At 66.0% G+C, this 16473-nt stretch carries 18 protein-coding genes; 4 read left to right on the top strand and 14 right to left on the bottom strand.

Annotated features, from left to right (window positions below):
* Positions 1–21: 21 nt before the first annotated feature.
* From hypF to ACV959_RS04015, 14 genes are all read right to left on the bottom strand, one after another.
* Positions 22–2337 carry a carbamoyltransferase HypF gene (gene hypF / locus ACV959_RS04080; RefSeq protein WP_475738642.1) on the bottom strand — a complete coding sequence of 772 codons (2316 nt, stop codon included), beginning with the start codon at positions 2335–2337 and terminating at the stop codon, positions 22–24.
* Positions 2334–2597: a hydrogenase/urease maturation nickel metallochaperone HypA gene (locus ACV959_RS04075; RefSeq protein ID WP_475738641.1), complete on the bottom strand. Its 264-nt coding sequence runs from the start codon at positions 2595–2597 to the stop codon at positions 2334–2336. The genes hypF and ACV959_RS04075 overlap by 4 nt, the downstream gene beginning before the upstream one ends.
* The gene (locus tag ACV959_RS04070) at positions 2590–3090 is read right to left on the bottom strand and encodes a hydrogenase maturation protease (RefSeq protein ID WP_475738640.1); all 501 of its coding nucleotides are present in this window, start codon (positions 3088–3090) and stop codon (positions 2590–2592) included. Before ACV959_RS04070 ends, ACV959_RS04075 begins: the two co-directional genes overlap by 8 nt.
* On the bottom strand, positions 3087–4379 hold the full coding sequence (locus ACV959_RS04065; protein ID WP_475738639.1) for a Ni/Fe hydrogenase subunit alpha: 1293 nt from the start codon (positions 4377–4379) through the stop codon (positions 3087–3089). Before ACV959_RS04065 ends, ACV959_RS04070 begins: the two co-directional genes overlap by 4 nt.
* Positions 4354–5151, bottom strand: coding sequence for an NADH-quinone oxidoreductase subunit B family protein (locus ACV959_RS04060; RefSeq protein WP_475738638.1), 798 nt, complete (start codon positions 5149–5151; stop codon positions 4354–4356). Before ACV959_RS04060 ends, ACV959_RS04065 begins: the two co-directional genes overlap by 26 nt.
* A gap of 1 nt (position 5152) precedes the next feature.
* On the bottom strand, positions 5153–6013 hold the full coding sequence (locus ACV959_RS04055; protein ID WP_475738637.1) for an FAD/NAD(P)-binding protein: 861 nt from the start codon (positions 6011–6013) through the stop codon (positions 5153–5155).
* Complete coding sequence (locus ACV959_RS04050) at positions 6006–6467, bottom strand: cyclic nucleotide-binding domain-containing protein (protein ID WP_475738636.1); 462 nt, start codon at positions 6465–6467, stop codon at positions 6006–6008. The genes ACV959_RS04055 and ACV959_RS04050 overlap by 8 nt, the downstream gene beginning before the upstream one ends.
* Positions 6454–7614, bottom strand: a complete 1161-nt coding sequence (locus ACV959_RS04045; RefSeq protein WP_475738635.1) for a 4Fe-4S dicluster domain-containing protein — start codon at positions 7612–7614, stop codon at positions 6454–6456. Before ACV959_RS04045 ends, ACV959_RS04050 begins: the two co-directional genes overlap by 14 nt.
* Positions 7615–7701: 87 nt before the next feature.
* Positions 7702–8466 carry an enoyl-ACP reductase FabI gene (gene fabI / locus ACV959_RS04040; protein ID WP_475738634.1) on the bottom strand — a complete coding sequence of 255 codons (765 nt, stop codon included), beginning with the start codon at positions 8464–8466 and terminating at the stop codon, positions 7702–7704.
* A gap of 58 nt (positions 8467–8524) precedes the next feature.
* Complete coding sequence (locus ACV959_RS04035) at positions 8525–8914, bottom strand: HU family DNA-binding protein (RefSeq protein WP_475738633.1); 390 nt, start codon at positions 8912–8914, stop codon at positions 8525–8527.
* Positions 8915–9013: 99 nt separating this feature from the next.
* Entirely contained in the window at positions 9014–9832 is an 819-nt protein-coding gene (locus tag ACV959_RS04030; protein WP_475738632.1) for an HvfC/BufC family peptide modification chaperone, read from the bottom strand.
* Positions 9829–10674: an MNIO family bufferin maturase gene (gene bufB / locus ACV959_RS04025; protein ID WP_475738631.1), complete on the bottom strand. Its 846-nt coding sequence runs from the start codon at positions 10672–10674 to the stop codon at positions 9829–9831. Before bufB ends, ACV959_RS04030 begins: the two co-directional genes overlap by 4 nt.
* Positions 10675–10762: 88 nt before the next feature.
* Complete coding sequence (locus tag ACV959_RS04020; RefSeq protein ID WP_475738630.1) at positions 10763–11044, bottom strand: hypothetical protein; 282 nt, start codon at positions 11042–11044, stop codon at positions 10763–10765.
* Between the two features lie 77 nt (positions 11045–11121).
* Complete coding sequence (locus ACV959_RS04015) at positions 11122–11379, bottom strand: hypothetical protein (RefSeq protein ID WP_475738629.1); 258 nt, start codon at positions 11377–11379, stop codon at positions 11122–11124.
* Positions 11380–11827: 448 nt separating this feature from the next.
* Between ACV959_RS04015 and rpsA the strand changes: the two genes are divergently transcribed.
* The 4 genes from rpsA (at position 11828) to rpsD (ending at position 16052) form a co-directional block, all read left to right on the top strand.
* Entirely contained in the window at positions 11828–13573 is a 1746-nt protein-coding gene (gene rpsA, locus ACV959_RS04010; RefSeq protein WP_475738628.1) for a 30S ribosomal protein S1, read from the top strand.
* Between the two features lie 200 nt (positions 13574–13773).
* On the top strand, positions 13774–14700 hold the full coding sequence (locus ACV959_RS04005) for a hypothetical protein (protein ID WP_475738627.1): 927 nt from the start codon (positions 13774–13776) through the stop codon (positions 14698–14700).
* A 79-nt stretch (positions 14701–14779) separates the two neighbouring features.
* Complete coding sequence (locus ACV959_RS04000) at positions 14780–15142, top strand: hypothetical protein (protein ID WP_475738626.1); 363 nt, start codon at positions 14780–14782, stop codon at positions 15140–15142.
* A gap of 292 nt (positions 15143–15434) precedes the next feature.
* Positions 15435–16052: a 30S ribosomal protein S4 gene (gene rpsD, locus ACV959_RS03995; RefSeq protein WP_475738625.1), complete on the top strand. Its 618-nt coding sequence runs from the start codon at positions 15435–15437 to the stop codon at positions 16050–16052.
* Positions 16053–16473: the final 421 nt, after the last annotated feature.

Here is a 16473-nt window from a genome sequence, read left to right as displayed (position 1 = left end):
AGACGACTCGTCCGGGAACCGCTAGACACATTGCGTTCCGCCCTTCTCGCTCCACGCCGTCCAGACCGCCTGGCCGAACGCGAGACCGCCGTCGTTCGGCGGCGCCAGCCGATGCCAGAACGGCTCGATCCCCGCCGCGCGCAGCGCGTCGATCGCCGCTTCCGTCAGCCGCGCATTCTGGAAGCAGCCGCCCGAAAGCGCAATGCGACGTTCGTTAAATCGTTCTGCAACCATCGCGATGGCGCGGGCGAGACCCAGATGGAAGGCGGCCGAAACGACGCCCGCCCCATGTCCCGCGCGAATGTCGCGGAGCGCGGCATCGAGCGCGGGACGCCAATCGACGACGAGCGCCCCCCCGGCCCCGTCGGCCAGAATGAACGGATAGGGCGGCATGTTTACGCCTTCGGCCGCGCCCTCGAATTCGGCCGCCGCCTGTCCCTCGTAGCTCGCACGCTGGCGCAGTCCCGCCAGCGCCGCGAAAGCGTCGAACAGCCGCCCCGCGCTCGTGGTCAAAGGGGCGTTGAGATCGCTCTTCACCATGGCCGTCATCACCGCTCTTTCGCTTTCGGAAAAAGAGGCGACGGGCGCAAGGCCGGTCAGCGACGCGGCTCTTTCCCCGAACACTTCGTAGAGCAACCCGAACGCCGCCCGGCGCGGTTCGCGCATCGCCGCGTCGGCGCCGGGCAATCTGAACGGACGCAGATGCGCAACGCGCCGCCAACGCCCTTTCTCGACCAACAGAAATTCGCCGCCCCACAGGCCGCCGCCGGCGCCAAAGCCTGCGCCGTCGAAGGCGACGCCGAGCAACGGCGGCGCAAGGCCATTCTCCGCCATGCAGGCCGCCACATGGGCCAGATGGTGCTGGACCGGCGCAACCGGAACGTCGAGGCTTTCCGCACAGGCCGAAGAAGCATAATCCGGATGCAGATCGCAGGCCGCAAGACGCGGCGAGACGCCGTGGAGCGCCAGCATATCTTGGATCGCTCGACGATGCGCCGCGCGCGCGCCGGCGCCTTCGAGATCGCCGATGTGCGGGCTTAATATCACGACGTCGGCGCGCGTGACGGCGATCGTCGTCTTCAAATGACCGCCGACGGCGACGACGCCGGACGATACGCCGTCGACCCTTATCGGAGCGGGCGCATAGCCGCGCGCCCGGCGCAGAACGAGCGCGCGCCCCGCAACCACGCGCAAAACGGAATCGTCGATTGGCCGCACGATCGGCCGGTCGTGCGTGAGGAACAAATCGGCGACGTCGCTCAATCTTTCGAGCGCCTCGCCTTCTTCCGCGACAATCGGTTCGCCGCCCGGATTGCCGCTCGTCGCAACGACGGGGAAACCCAGATCGCGCAACAGCAGATGATGAAGCGGCGCATAGGGCAGGAACGCGCCGAGCCATGGCAGGCCCGGCGCGACAAGCGCGCTGAGGCGCGGCGCGGAGCGGCGCAGCAACACGATCGGACTTGCGGCGCTTTCGAGCAGTTCGGCTTCCTCCCGCGATACGCGGCAATCGGCGCGCAGGTCGTCGAGCGTCGGATACATGACGGCGAAGGGCTTTTCGGCGCGGCGTTTTCCCAAGCGCAGCCGGCGCAGGGCGCCGTCGTTGCGCGCGTCCGCAAAGAGATGAAATCCGCCGACGCCCTTGACCGCGACAATGCCGCCCGCACGCAAGGCGGCGGCCGTTTGCGCAAGCGCCGCGTCGTCCCTCGCGAGACGATCCCCTCGCGCGTTCAGCAAGTCGAGCCGCGGCCCGCAGGCGGGACAGGCGATGGGCTCGGCGTGGAAACGACGGTCCGCCGGGTTTTCATATTCCGTTCGGCACGCCTCGCACATGGCGAAACGCCGCATGGAGGTGCGCGCACGATCATAGGGAAGAGATTCGAGGATCGAATAACGCGGACCGCAATGCGCGCAGGCGATGAAGGGATAGCGATAACGGCGGTCTTTCGGATCGAACAGTTCGCGCAGGCAGTCGCCGCATGTCGCGAGATCGGGCGAGACCTCGGTCTCAGGCAAACCGCCGGCGTCGCTTGTCAGCACATGGAATCCATCCTCGCCGACTATGGGAGTCGCTTCAGCGTCGATCCAGTCGATGCGCGCGCCCGGCGGCGGCGACGCGCGCAGCCTCTCGATGAAATCCGAAACGCTGTCGCGCCCGCCTTCCACCTCGACCACGACGCCTTGCGGAGCGTTCCTCACCCAGCCGGACAGCCCCGAAGCGGTAGCGTTACAATAAAGGAACGGACGCATTCCCACGCCCTGAACGCGGCCGCCGAGGACGATGCGACGCCTTATCCGCGCGCTGGCCGCCTCCGGTCGCGTCGCGAGCCGCGTCATGTCTCGACGTCGACGCTGCGGATGAGAATGCTTTGCGCATTCGGATCGCGCATATTGGTCGACTCCTCCGCCTCTAGCTCCGCCCCCTCGGCGATCGTGCCGCGGCTCGCCGCGGCGAAATGCTCTGCGAAATGCGCCGGCGACATGTGCGACAGCGCGCCGAGCCAGACCGAGACCTTCACGACCTTCCGCGCCTTCTCGGCTGCGGCGAGGTCGAGCACCCGGCGCATGAGATCCGACATCAGATGAGCTTCATGCACGCGCGCCAACTCCTGCGCTGACGAAAGAAAGGATTTCCCTCCGCACGCGTTCAGCGACTTCCTCGACCGCGCGCGCCACATCCGGCGACAATGGCGCGCCAACATCGAAATTGCCGCCTTCGATCGCATAGACGACGCATGGCTCGGGAAGCATGCCGAGCGTCTCCGCCAGTTCCAGCGCTTCGCCGAGTCCGAAGCCGTGGGAGGAGATGCCGAAGGCCGATCGCGGCAGGCGCGTCGCGGCGGCGTCGAAGCGGCGGATCGTCCCGGGCGGCGCGCCGGAAAAGCTGGCGTCGATCAGCCAGACGGCGCCGGCGCGCTCCAGCCGCGCAAGCACAGCCGTCGCCTCGCCCTCGATCTCGACAATGCGCGCTTCTGCGGCGCTGAGACCGCGAAGCCGGCGGACGACTTCACGGCCGGCCGCATCGTCGCCGCGATCCGGATTGCCGACGCCGATGACGACCGGCGCAGTCTTGGTTCGCGTCTTTGTCATTCGCGATCCATGTCGAGACGCAGAAAATGCGTCGCGCAGGAAATGCAGGGATCGTAATTGCGCACGGTCTGCTCGCATCTGTGGGTCAGCTCGTCGTCCGGCAGATCGAGAAAGCCGCCGACGTAATCGACGAGATCTTCCTCGAGGCACGCCTGATTTTGCGACGTCGGCGGCACGATGCGCGCGTCGAGAACCGTTCCCTGCGCGTCGAGTTCGTAGCGGTGATAGAGCATGCCGCGCGGGGCCTCCGTCGCCGCATGGCCCACGCCCGCGCGCGGCTCGATCGCAACGAACGGCCGCTCCGGCTCCTCGTAGGCTTCGATCACGCGCAAGGCTTCGTCGCAGGCGTAAAGAATCTCGACGGCGCGGACGACGATGCTCCTGTAGGGATTGCGGCAGCCGTCGCCGAGGCCCGCCTCGCGCGCGGCCTGCTGCGCGAGCGGCGACAGCTGGCCGAAATTCATATTGAAGCGCGCGAGCGGGCCCGTGAGATAAGCGCCGCCGCCATCCCGCAGCCGGCAGTGGAGCGCAGTCGAGTGCGGAACGTGCGCCTCCTCGAAATGCGCGTCAAAATCGGCGGCGGCGATGTCGACGCCGCGATTCGAGACGATGCGTCCCTCGTTGAACGGATATTCCCGTTCGTGACGCAGCGTGACGAACGTATAATCGCGCGCGCGATCCGGGAAATCGAAGGAAGACGTCCAGCGGACGGTCTCCAGCGCCGCGTCGCGCGCCCATTTCAGCTTTTCGGCGAGCGGCGCCAATTCGCGCCTGCGCGGGGCGCGGTGAAAGCCGCCGACGCGCACATTGATCGGATGAATCTCGCGCCCGCCGAGCAATTGCAGGATTTCATTGCCGGCCTTCTTCAGCTCCAGCCCGCGCTTGACGATTTCGGCATGATCGCGCGCCATGTCGATCGCGCCCTCGTAGCCGAGGAAGTCCGGGGCGTGGAGCATATAGACATGCAGCGTATGCGACTCGATCCACTCGCCGCAATAAAGAAGCCGGCGCAATTCGCGCAACGGGCCGTCGACGGCGACGCCGAGAAGATTCTCCAGAGCATGGACGGCGCTCATCTGATAGGCGACGGGACAGATGCCGCAGATGCGCGCGACGATGTCGGGCGTCTCGGCGTAATGGCGGCCGCGCAAAAAGGCCTCGAAGAAACGCGGCGGCTCGAAAATATTGAGCTCGGCGCGCCGCACCTTCCCGTCGCGCACGACGACCTTCAGGGCGCTCTCGCCTTCGACGCGGGCGAGATAGTCAACCTTGATGGTCTTGCGCGCCATAGCGTTCGCTCTCCTCGCGGAAGGGTTCGGCATTGGCGTTGAAGGTGCGATAAACGCGCTCCAATGCGCGCGCGTCCATGCCTATCTTCCCGAGCCCCGCGCTCAGCGACGGAGCGTTGGGCGTCTCCTTCGGGCCGAAACAGCCGTAGCAGCCACGATCGTAGGAGGGACAGAGCGCGCCGCAGCCGGCGTGCGTCACGGGACCGAGACAGGGCGTCGACTTCGCGACCATCACGCAGACATTGCCCTTCAGCTTGCACTCGATGCAGACGCTGTGCGCGGGCGTGTTGGGACGACGACCGGCGAGGAAGGCGGAAACGACGTCGACGAGCTGCCGCTTGTCGATCGGGCAGCCGCGCAATTCAAAATCGACCCGCACATGATCCGCGATCGGCGTGGAGGTCGAGAGCGTCGCAATATATTCCGGATGCGCGTAGACGATCGACGCGAATTCGCGCACGTCGGCGAAATTGCGCAGCGCCTGAATGCCGCCCGAGGTCGCGCAGGCGCCGATGGTGACGAGCTTTTTCGACCGGCGGCGCACGTCCTGAATGCGTTCGGCGTCATGCGGCGTCGTGATCGAACCCTCGACGATCGACAGATCATAGACGCCCTTCACGGAGGCGCGCGTCGCCTCGGGAAAATAGGCGATGTCGATCGCGCCGGCGATGGCGAGCAGTTCGTCCTCGCAATCGAGCAGGCTGAGCTGACAGCCGTCGCAGGAGGCGAATTTCCACACCGCAACGCGCGGCTTTTTTTTCGCCGCCGCCATGTCACAACTCCTTGATCGCGATGAGCGGCTTCAGGCGCGCATAGGTGAAGACCGGCCCGTCCCGGCAAATCAGCGCCGGGCCCAGCTGGCAGTGCCCGCACTGGCCGATGGCGCATTTCATGTTGCGCTCCATGGAAAGATGGATCGACTCTTCTGCGAGGCCACTCTCGCGCAGCGCCATGGCGGAAAAGCGCATCATGACCTCTGGCCCGCAGACGAAGGCGACGGCGTTGGCGGCGTTGAACTCGGCGCGGGAAATCAGCGTCGTGACGACGCCCACATGGCCGCGCCACTCCGGCCCGGCGTGATCGACCACGACCTCCACCTCGACGTCGAACCGGCCGCGCCACGCCTCGACTTCGTGGCGGAAGACGATGTCGGCGGGCGTGCGCGCCCCGAGCAGCAGCGTCACCCGGCCGTAACGCGCGCGATCGCCGAGCAGACGGTAGATCGCCGGCCGCAGCGGCGCGAGGCCGAGCCCGCCCGCGACGACGACGACATCCTTGCCCTCGGCCTCCGCCATCGGCCAGCCGACGCCGAAAGGCCCGCGCACGCCCAGCGTATCGCCCGGCCGCAGTTGCGTCAGCGCCCGCGACACCGGGCCCACGGCGCGGATGGTGTGGGTGAGCGGCCCGGACGCGGGATTGCCGCTCATGCTGATCGCCGCCTCGCCGACGCCGAAGGCGGTGAGCATGTTGAACTGGCCGGGAGCGTATCGGAACGGCGCGCCGTTCCCCATGTCGAGTTCGAGCGTCCAGGCGTCGGGCGCGTCGCGGCGCCGGCGCCGCACCTGCGCGATTTGTGGAACCATGGGCTGGGCGAGGGCCGCCGCCTGCCCCGGATCGACCAGCGCGTCAGCCATGGGCGCGATAGAGGTCGAGCATCTGCAGGCGCGCCGTGTGCAGCCGCTCGATGAGAACCGGCATCAGGCGCTTCATGAGATCGTAGCCCAGACTATGGTCGGCCTCGCATTTGTTGCGCAGGCAGGTCGCATCCATCGCGAGCGCGCGCGTCAGCTCGAGCGCCCTCGCGTCATAGCTCCACAGATAAGGCGGCACGAGCCAGTTTATGCCAAAAACCTCGCCCGGACCAAGAGTGAGGAAGGTCGACTCTCCGCGTCCCGGCGCCGAGACCTGCAAGGCGATCCGGCCCTCGCGAATGAGATAGAAATGATCCGCCGGCTCGCCTTCATGAAAAACGAATTGACCCGCCTCGAACCGGGCGTTCTTTGCGCAGCCCGCCGCGAGCTTGCAGAAATTGTCGTCGAGGCCGGCGAAGAACGGGTGCCCCGAGAGGATGCGCTCAAGATTTTCCAAGGCTCGCTCCGCTGGCTTGTTCGCTCTCGGCGATGGCGCGCGTTTCTTCCGTAATGTCGATGCCGACTGGGCACCAGGTAATGCAGCGGCCGCAGCCGACGCAGCCCGACGACCCGAACTGCTCATGCCAGGTCGCGAGCTTGTGCGTCATCCACTGCCGGTAGCGCGAGGCCACGCCCGGCCGAACGGCGCCGCCGTGGATGTAAGAATAATCCATGGTGAAACAGGAATCCCAACGGCGGGTGCGCGACGATTCGACGCCTGCGAGATCGTTGTGGTCCTCCACCGAGGTGCAGAAACAGGTCGGGCAGACCATGGTGCAATTGGCGCAGGAGAGACAGCGCTGCGCCGCATCCTCCCAGCGGGGATGCTGAAAATTGCGCGACAAAAGCGCGTGAACGTCCGTTTGCGGCATCCGCCGGCCCATATTTTCCGCCGTCCGCGCGACGAGCTCCTCCGCTTGGGCGATCTCCGCCTCGGTCGCCGGCCGACGCGGCAATTGCGCGAGCGTCGCCTCACCCTGCGGCGAACCGGCCTCGATCAGGAAAAAATGGCCGTCCGGCGAGAGAAGCTCCGTGAGCGCGAGGTCATATCCGGCGCGCGCCTTCGGCCCCGCGCCCATCGACGCGCAGAAACAGGTTCCGCCGGCCTCGCCGCAGTTCACGGCGACGATGAAGGCGCGTTCGCGCCGCGCCTGGTAATGCGGATCAATGTAGTCGCCGCCGAGGAGTACCCGGTCCTGAATGGCGATCGCCCGCAGGTCGCAGGCGCGCACGCCAAGAAGGGCGTAGCTTTTCGCGTCCGGCTCCTGCGCCGCGACGACCACCCCGCCGTCCCGGCGTTCGGCCCGCCACAGGCGCAGCAGGGGCTGGTGAAGAAACTTCTTCCACGAATGCGGGCCGACGGCGTAACCGAACAGCGCGTCGTCGTCGCGGCGGCGCAATTCGTAGCGCCCGGCGTCCTGCGCGTCCGTCAAGCCGAGCGGGAGTTCCTCGACAGAGTCGATTTCCTCGAAAAGAATCGCGCCCTCGACCGCCGTTGGCCCGACGACGCTGAAGCCCCGCCCGCGCAAGCAGTCGATCAGCGCCTGAAGGCCCTCGACCGTGACCACATGCCGCCCCGAGGCGCGCGTCCCTTCATCCCGCATCGACCGTCGAACCCCGGCTCCCTGTCTTTTTCTTCGAACGTTAGATAGCGCCCGATTGTGAAAGTCGAACGTCACGGGAAAAATTGGTCAGAAAAGATGCATCCCGCCATCGACATGGATCGTCTCGCCCGTGAGGCGGCGCGCGAAAGGCGAGGCCAGAAACACGCAGGTCCGGCCGATGTCGAGCGCGTCGATCTCGCCCAGCGGCGCCCTTTCCGCCCACGCGCGGCGCATCTGATCGAAATCCCTGATCCCGGACGCCGCCCGCGTCGGGAGCAGGCCGGTCGACAAAGCGTGGACGCGAATGTTTCTCGGCCCGAGTTCATGGGCGAGATAGCGGCAGGAGGCTTCCAGCGCCGCCTTCACGGGGCCCATGAGGCCGTAATTGGGCGCGACGCGGGCCGCGCCGAGGAAGCTCATCGCGAACATGGCGCCGCCGTCCGTCATCATCGGCGCTGCGAGCCGCGCCATGCGAATAAAGGAATGGCAGGAGACGTCCATTGCGCGCGCGAAGCCCTCGGGGGAGCAATCGAGCAGCGGGCCGCGCAAATCCGCGGGCGGCGCATGGGCGATAGAGTGCACCAGAATGTCGAGACGCCCCCAGCGGCGACGGATGGTCTCGAACAGTTCCTCCAATTGGTCGGGAATGGTCACGTCGAGCGACGCGACAATCTCTGCGCCGATGTCGCGGGCGAGCGGTTCGACGTGGGGCCGCGCCCTTTCGTTCAGCCACGTCAACGCAAGCGCCGCGCCCGCCTCTCCAAGCGCTCTGGCGCAACCATGGGCGACGGACTGCGCATTGGCGACGCCGACGACGAGCGCCTTGCGTCCTTCGAGAATTCGGTCCGCCATGGCAAAACCCTCGTCCCATCCGCCGCGGCCGATGGGACGCGACAGGGAGCGGCGCGCATTACTTCGTGGCGGCGTTTTTCAGCTTGGAGAGCGCGCGAATCTTGACGCGAACGCTGGCTGGCTTGGCGGCGGCCTTCACCATCTCGCCCGTGGCGGGATTGCGCACGAGCGTTCCAGCCTTGCGCGCCGGCACCTTTCGGAGCGTGACCTTCAGAAGGCCCGGCAGGGTGAATTCGCCCACGCCCTTGGGATGCACCGAGCCGAGGAACACGCCTTCGAGCGTGGCGTAAACGGCGGCGGCGGTCTTGCGCGGAATGTCGTTTTGCTCGGCGAGCAGATTGATGAGCGCCGATTTCGTCATGGTTTCCTTGACCGGACGAATGGCGGGCGCCTCGGCCTTGCCGACCTTCCGGGTCGCCGCAGCCTTGGTGGTTTTTGCCTTGGCCATAGAAAATCTCCCTGCTCGCAAATGAGCCGCCGCACGCTGTGCGCCTGCGTCAAGAAGAGATTGCTAGCGATTTAAAGGATGATTCGCAATCTGGCGGCGTTAAGCCTGCAACGAAACGCCGACGATCATGCCTTCCTCGAACCAGCTCGCGAGAAATTGCGCGAGACGTTGGGGCTCGATCTCGCCCGCCTGTTGAAAGGCGGCCATCTGGCAGATGTCGCCGAAGGCGCGTCCCGCTCTGGCTTCGTTCAGCGCGACATATTCGTCGGGGTCCAGCTCGCGGAAGGCGGTTTCCTCGTTCAGGCGCCAGACGGCGACCGTCTCGACGCCATCGCCCGACGTCGCGGATTCTCCGGATTCCGCCGCGTCTTCTTCTTCCGTCTCTTCGGTCGCCGCGGCGTAGGCTGCGAGCGTGCCGGCGGCGAGTTCGAGCAGGATGAGGCTTTGGTCGAAAGCGAAGACGAGGCGCGGCGAGTCTTCTGGCGCAAAGGGCGCGAGAGACTGGATCGTCAGCGGCTCAGCGTCCGGGGCGTCGAAGGCGTCGACCATGGCGCGCTCGAACAGCGCCATCGAGACGGCGGCCCTGTCGTCGCGCCAGCGCGGATGCGCGCGCATGTAGTCCGGCAGGCCGGTCGTGTACCAGCGGGCGTTGCGATTGCGCGGCGGATTGTCGGTGACGAAGGCGCCGATCAACTCCTCGAACGCCTCGTCTCCGAGCAGCCGCCGGAGGCCCGGATGGTCCTCGTAGAAGAAACTCTCCAGACGGGCGCGATAGCCGGTCTGGTAGACCCCGAGCAGCGCCTCCCGCCCGGCGCCGCGGGTCGACGGGCGCAGCGCCGCGAGCAGCGGCGCGTCTTCCTTGCCGGGGCCGGCGAGAATGCGCGCCTGAAAGAGGGACTGGAATTCCGCGAGTTTCATGCGGCGGTCAGCGCCCGCTCCGCCGCGATGCGGGCGTCGATGTCGCGCATGCGCTGAAGCTCGCCGAGCAGTTCCTCGAAAGGCGGGAAATTGTCGTCGCGCTCGATCATCGCCGAGACGTCGCCGAAGCGCCGGCGCGCATGTTCATAGAGCGCCCACACTTCCTCGCAGACCGGCTGGTCGTGCGTGTCGACCCGGTGGGTCTCGTGGTTCGTATGGCCCGCCATGTGAAACTGGACGACTCGGTCGACCGGGACGCCGTCGAGGAAGGCGATTGGATCGAACCCGTGATTGAAGCTCGACACGAAGACATTGTTGACGTCGAGCAGCAGCAGGCAGTCCGCGCGTTCGGCCATCTCGCGCACGAAATCCTGCTCGCTCATCTCGGAGTCGACAAAGGAGACGTATGTGGACGCGTTTTCCACGACGAGCTGACGCTTCAGATAATCCTGAACGCGGCGGATGCGTTCGACGACGTGATCGAGCGATTCGCGCGTGTAGGGGATCGGATAGAGGTCATGCAGCGACAGCCCGTGCACGCCCGTCCAGGCGACATGGTCCGACACCCATGCCGGCTGGACCCGCTCGGCGAGCGCCTTCAGTTCGGCCAGATAGTCGAAATCCAGCGGATCGGTGGAAGCAAGCGACATGGCCACGCCATGCATCACGATGGGGTAGTCGGCGCGTATGCGCTCCAGCATCGAGAGCGGACGCCCGCCCGCCAGCATGTAATTTTCTGATATGATCTCGAACCAGTCCACCGGCGGATTCGTCGAGAGAATTTCGTCGTAATAGACGGGTCTGAGGCCGAGGCCGTAGCCCAGCGGCGCCGGTTTCTGCATCTTGTCGTCCTCCTCCCGGCCGCCGCGAAGCGCGGCCGGGGCGCCGCAATCGCGCCGGCCCCCCGGGACGAAGAGCCGGCGCGCGAGCTTACTTCGTGTGGCACTTGGCCTTGTGGTGGCAAGCGCCCTTGCTGTGATGGCACTTGGCCTTGTGATGGCATCCGTGACGGCAGGCCGCCTTGCTGGAGCCGACATTGTGCTTGCAGACGCCGGTCTTTGTCATGCACTTCATCTTGCCGCCGCACTGGCCCTTAGCCATGGAGCAGGCGTGCGACCCATGGGCGGCGGCCGGCGTGACGACCGCGCCGCTGAGCGCCAGGCCGACAGCCGCTGCGGCAAGCGCGGCTCCGGAAACGACCTTCGACTTCATCTGTTTCTCCTCTGAAATGCCCCCGGGGGGCGACACGGCGCACGCTGCGGCGGATGCCTTGGCCGCGCCGAAAGACGTCAATTGGCCGGCATGTTGGCGGCGGGAGCGGGCCCCGTCGCAGGCGCCGTCTGCGCCGCCGGCGCGCCATTGGGCGACTGCGCGCCGGACTGATGCTTGGCGCCGCAGGCGCCTTTGCCGCCGCAGGCCATCTTCCCGGTCGCTGCGGGATTCGACTGGCGCGCCTTGCCTTTGGCGGCGGCGGGCGCGGCGCCCGAGAGGGCGAGGGACACCGCTGCGGAGGCGATCGCGGCGCGGGCGACAATCTTCATCGACATAAGCGAAACTCCGAAAATTTGCGCGGCGCGTCGCCCGATTGTAAAGCAAAGACCACGCCACTGCCGCAAAGATTAGCACCCGGTCCAGAATGCGCCAGCGAGATTTTCGCCAGACGGCGGCCATGCCCGCGCCATGGCTAACGGCTCGTGGCCGGGAATCAAAGCCGTTGCCGCAATGCAATAGCTCATCCGCCGCGCCGCAGCAACGAAGTCGGAACCGCAGCGCTTGCCGTGGAGACGGTCCGCTGTTAGACAATCGCCGCGCCGCGGGCTCGGCTCGTTGCGCAATTCACTTGGTTTTCGACCCTCGGGCCGCGCCGGCCAGTTCGGTTACGAACTTTTCGTCTCTTTGTGCGCTCTACGCCAAGAGACGTTCCGATCGCCGGAAACCGACCGCAACGCCAACCTTCAGCCGGCGCCGCCCCGACCGGGGCCCCCAGGAGAACAAATGTCCGCTACGACCGATCGCGCGCCGACGCGCGAAGATTTTGCCGCCCTCCTCGAGCAGAGCTACGGCGACAACGAGGCCTTCGAAGGTTCCGTCATCAAGGGGCGCGTGGTCGCCATCGAGAAAGACGTCGCCGTCATCGACATCGGTCTGAAGACCGAAGGCCGCGTCCCCCTCAAGGAATTCACCGGCTATGGCCGCGATCCCGCCCCGCAGGTCGGCGAAGAGGTCGAGGTCTATCTGGAGCGCGTCGAGAACGCGCTGGGCGAAGCCGTCATCTCGCGCGACAAGGCGCGCCGCGAGGAGAGCTGGGTCAAGCTCGAAAAGGCTTTCGAGAACAATGAGAAGGTCGAGGGCGTCATCTTCAATCAGGTCAAGGGCGGCTTCACCGTCGACCTCGACGGCGCCGTGGCCTTCCTGCCGCGCTCGCAGGTGGACATCCGTCCGATCCGCGACGTCGCGCCGCTGATGAACGTGCCGCAGCCCTTCCACATCCTGAAGATGGACCGCCGCCGCGGCAACATCGTCGTCTCCCGCCGCACCGTGCTCGAGGAGAGCCGCGCCGAGCAGCGTCACGAGATCGTAGCGAACCTCGAAGAAGGTCAGGTGATCGACGGCGTCGTGAAGAACATCACCGACTACGGCGCGTTCGTGGATCTCGGCGGCATCGACGGCCTGCTGCATGTCACCGACATCGCCTGGCGGCGCGTCAATCATCCGTCCGAGGTGCTGACCATCGGTCAGACCGTCAGGGTGAAGATCATCAAGATCAATCACGAGACGCACCGCATCTCGCTCGGCATGAAGCAGCTGCTCGAGGATCCGTGGCAGGGCATCGAGGCCAAGTACCCGATCGGCGCGAAGTTCCATGGGCGCGTGACCAACATCACCGACTACGGCGCCTTCGTCGAGCTGGAGCCGGGCATCGAGGGTCTGGTCCACGTCTCCGAAATGAGCTGGACCAAGAAGAACGTCCACCCCGGCAAGATCGTCTCGACAAGCCAGGAAGTCGACGTCCAGGTTCTCGAAGTCGATCCGGTCAAGCGCCGCATTTCGCTCGGCCTCAAGCAGACCCTGCAGAATCCGTGGGAGGCCTTCGCCGAGAAGCACCCCGTCGGCTCGACCGTCTCCGGCGAGGTCAAGAACAAGACCGAGTTCGGCCTCTTCATCGGCCTCGATGGCGACGTGGACGGCATGGTCCATCTCTCCGACCTCGACTGGAACCGTCCGGGCGAGCAGGTGATCGAGGAGTACAAGAAGGGCGACGTGATCAACGCTCAGGTTCTCGACGTCGACGTCGAGAAGGAGCGCATCTCGCTCGGCGTGAAGCAACTCGCGGGCGATCCCTTCGCCACCGTGGGCGGCGGCGAGGAAGGCGGCGACGTCCGCAAGGGCGCCGTGGTCACCTGCGAGGTGATCGAGGTCAAGGACTCCGGCATCGACGTCAAGATCGCGGGCACGGATCTGACGACCTTCATCAAGCGCAGCGAACTCGCCCGCGACCGCGCCGACCAGCGTCCCGAGCGCTTCGCCGTCGGCGAGAAGGTCGACGCGCGCGTCACCCTCTTCGACCGCAAGGCGCGCAAGATCGCCGTTTCGATCAAGGCGCTCGAAGTCGCCGAGGAGAAAGAGGCGATCGCCCAGTACGGCTCGGCCGACTCCGGCGCCTCGCTCGGCGACATTCTCGGCGCGGCGCTGAAGGCTCGCGAAGGCGAAGCCAAGAAGGGAAAGAAGGGCGAGGAATAAATAAGCCTCCCCGTTCTTGCAGACATCGACGAGGCCCGCGCCCGCGCGCGGGCCTTTTCTTTTTGGGCCGCCTCGCCCGTCAACGCTTCATTCACCATAAAACCCGGCTTTGCCCGGCGTTAACGTTAGTTTTCTGCAAAGCCGGCAATATCCGGCGCATCCCGAATGCGCCCAACTTGCGCTAGCGCCGGAGTTGCGTCATGAGTGCGAACTTTTTCGACCCTGATTTTGCCCCTCCCCCCTATGCGGGCCCGCTCCGCGCCCGGCCGGCCGGCGTACGCGCGGCCTTGGGGATGGGCGCCGGCGCCTCGGTCATTCTCGCCGCTGCGGCGCTCCTCGTCGGACGTCCCGCAGGACCTCAGGCGATGGCGGACGCGAGCGTCCCCGCCGCAGAATCCCCCGCGAAGATCGCCGCCAAGGCGCCAACTGATCTCGAATCCGCCCTGACGGTCAAAAACGCCGCAGGGATCGACGTCGATGCGCCCGAGTTCGAGCGCGAAAAGAAGGTCGCGGCCGTCGGCGAAACCAGGGACGGCGAACCGCGCGTGGACAGTCTGACCGTCGGCCAGTTCGCGCTGGGCGCGCCCTTCCTGCGCGTCGACGTGCATCCGGACCTCGACCCGAAGGTCACGAACGCGGACTTCTTCCTGGACATGACGCGTCACGCCAAGGCGGTCGGCCTCAACGTCGCGAAAATCGGCCAGCCGGGCGCGCTGACGACCCGCTTCGGCGCCTTCGAAGCGGCGGATATCCGTCTGTCGCAACCCGGCGGCGAGGGCGCGGAAGGGAGCGAACGCGCCTGCCTCGCGGCCCGGCTCGTCGAGACGAAGGCGCCGCTCGAAATCGCCGCCATTGCCTGCGGCGCCGCCGCGAAACCGATCGACCGCGCAGCCTTCGGCTGCATCCTCGACAAGCTCAACTACTCGGCGGGCGGCGACAACAAGCCGCTCAACGACTTCTTCCTCAACGCGGAACTCGCCCGCGGCAAGGGCTGCCAGAACGTCTCGCGCGACGATGTGACGGCCTCCATTCCGCCGCACCGGGCCGCCCGCGCCAAGCCGGCGGCGAAGAAGGGCCACGCCGTCGCGCGTTCGCCAGCCGTTCACCCTGAGGCCGCGAAAAACTGAGAGGAGCCGCAAGCCCGTATCGCTTTTGCGAAACGATCCTATATGATGTCCGGAAAGCGTCGAGCTGGAGAAACCGAAGATGCGCAAGAGGTTCAAAATGTCGGTGGGCCTCGCCTGCCTGGTCGCCATGGCCGCGGGAGGAGACGCGCTCGCCAAATCGCGCAATCGCCAGCAAGGCTATTCGGTTCAGCAGAACCGCGACCTCTCCTATAGCCGGGGGATCGAGGAGGGCCGCGGCCGCGCCGGCCTCGACCAGCGCAGCTGGCTGGAGCCGGGCAACAAGGTTCCGGTCGGCAGCACGAACCGCTACATGCTTCAGCAGACCTACTTCAATCAGGATCCGGTCGAGGCCAATCAGCGCAGCTGGTATATGCAGGAAACCCTGCCGCAGCGGCCGCCGCAGAACGTGATCGCGCCCTATGACGAGGGCCTGCCGTTTTGATCTTGGAAAAAAGCCTGGTTCTCCGGGCTTTTTTCTTGACTGGGGAGACGGCTTCCGTTAGTCCGCCTTCAGCCTGACGCGCAAGTCCGCGCCGGGCGAGCACCCGTGGCGTTCTATCCCGAACGCCTGTCGGCCGGTTCCACGGCAGAGGAGGGCGCGTTCCCGAGTCCGGCGCCGCCGGGCGCGTGCGGGAGACGCGGATCACGATGACGCCCCGGGCCATCCGCTCCGGGCGGCTCGCTGTATTTTCGCCTCTCTCGCGCAAACGCGACCATGAGAGGAAGAAAGTAACGTGACGAAGCGCGCAGAAGCCAAATACAAGCTCGACCGCCGCCTGGGCCAGAACATCTGGGGCCGCCCGAAGAGCCCCGTGAATCGCCGCGAATACGGCCCCGGCCAGCATGGTCAGCGCCGCAAGGGCAAGCTTTCCGACTACGGCACGCAGCTCAAGGCGAAGCAGAAGCTGAAGGGCTATTACGGCAACATCTCCGAGAAGCAGTTCCGTAAGTATTACGCCGAAGCCATCCGCATGAAGGGCGATTCGGGCGACAATCTGATCGGCCTGCTGGAGCGCCGTCTCGACGCGATCGTCTATCGCGCCAAATTTGTGCCGACCGTCTTCGCCGCGCGCCAATTCGTCAATCACGGCCACATCCGCGTCAACGGCAAGCGCGTCAATATTCCTTCCTACCTCGTGAAGGTTGGCGACGTAATCGAGGTAAAGGAATCCTCGAAGCAGGCAGTGACCGTTCTCGAGTCGGTGGCGCTCGCCGAGCGCGACGTGCCCGAATATTACGATGTCGACCACTCCAAGATGACCGCCAAGCTCACCCGCGTCCCCCATGCGACGGAAGTGCCCTACCCGGTCCAGATGGAGCCGAACCTCGTCATCGAGTTCTATTCGCGCTAATAAAACAAACGCTACAAGACCAACATATAGCGTTTAGAAGCGAAGGGTCAGGCGTCGGCATATTTTGTGCTGACGCCTTTTTTCATGTGCGCGACGCGGGGCGCATTTGCTGGAATGGCGCGGACGCGCTGCGGCGGGAATTGCGCGCCCGGCTCTCCCTCAGACTGAGACGGCCTTTGCGCTGACATATACGGGAAGGATTTGTGGCGCGCGGTTTTCGATGACGTGCACGCGCCTCCGACCTCTGCGCCGCGGGTGACGCGTCTCGGAGAGGAGCCCGGCGCGCCGCGCGCCTGGGACAAAGCGTGAGGAACCCTTCATCTCTTTCTTTTTGAATTCTGCATTGGCTTGAACTGCAGCCATTTTGGCGGAAGATCGCATTCCCCCCGCCGCGCGCCCGGCTATCAAAGAAAGGGAGGTG

This window comes from Methylocystis sp. Se48 (assembly GCF_056269425.1).
The sequence above is the reverse complement of the archived record's forward strand: the minus strand, read 5'-3'. Positions and strand labels throughout refer to the sequence as shown.

Bases quoted from the DNA above. Each gene is read 5' to 3' on its own strand.
- hypF (WP_475738642.1), bottom strand. From the start codon at position 2,337: ATGACGCGGCTCGCGACGCGACCGGAGGCGGCCAGCGCGCGGATAAGG.
- ACV959_RS04070 (WP_475738640.1), bottom strand. From the start codon at position 3,090: ATGACAAAGACGCGAACCAAGACTGCGCCGGTCGTCATCGGCGTCGGC.
- ACV959_RS04065 (WP_475738639.1), bottom strand. From the start codon at position 4,379: ATGGCGCGCAAGACCATCAAGGTTGACTATCTCGCCCGCGTCGAAGGC.
- ACV959_RS04060 (WP_475738638.1), bottom strand. From the start codon at position 5,151: ATGGCGGCGGCGAAAAAAAAGCCGCGCGTTGCGGTGTGGAAATTCGCC.
- ACV959_RS04055 (WP_475738637.1), bottom strand. From the start codon at position 6,013: ATGGCTGACGCGCTGGTCGATCCGGGGCAGGCGGCGGCCCTCGCCCAG.
- ACV959_RS04045 (WP_475738635.1), bottom strand. From the start codon at position 7,614: ATGCGGGATGAAGGGACGCGCGCCTCGGGGCGGCATGTGGTCACGGTC.
- fabI (WP_475738634.1), bottom strand. From the start codon at position 8,466: ATGGCGGACCGAATTCTCGAAGGACGCAAGGCGCTCGTCGTCGGCGTC.
- ACV959_RS04035 (WP_475738633.1), bottom strand. From the start codon at position 8,914: ATGGCCAAGGCAAAAACCACCAAGGCTGCGGCGACCCGGAAGGTCGGC.
- ACV959_RS04030 (WP_475738632.1), bottom strand. From the start codon at position 9,832: ATGAAACTCGCGGAATTCCAGTCCCTCTTTCAGGCGCGCATTCTCGCC.
- bufB (WP_475738631.1), bottom strand. From the start codon at position 10,674: ATGCAGAAACCGGCGCCGCTGGGCTACGGCCTCGGCCTCAGACCCGTC.
- ACV959_RS04020 (WP_475738630.1), bottom strand. From the start codon at position 11,044: ATGAAGTCGAAGGTCGTTTCCGGAGCCGCGCTTGCCGCAGCGGCTGTC.
- ACV959_RS04015 (WP_475738629.1), bottom strand. From the start codon at position 11,379: ATGTCGATGAAGATTGTCGCCCGCGCCGCGATCGCCTCCGCAGCGGTG.
- rpsA (WP_475738628.1), top strand. From the start codon at position 11,828: ATGTCCGCTACGACCGATCGCGCGCCGACGCGCGAAGATTTTGCCGCC.
- ACV959_RS04005 (WP_475738627.1), top strand. From the start codon at position 13,774: ATGAGTGCGAACTTTTTCGACCCTGATTTTGCCCCTCCCCCCTATGCG.
- ACV959_RS04000 (WP_475738626.1), top strand. From the start codon at position 14,780: ATGCGCAAGAGGTTCAAAATGTCGGTGGGCCTCGCCTGCCTGGTCGCC.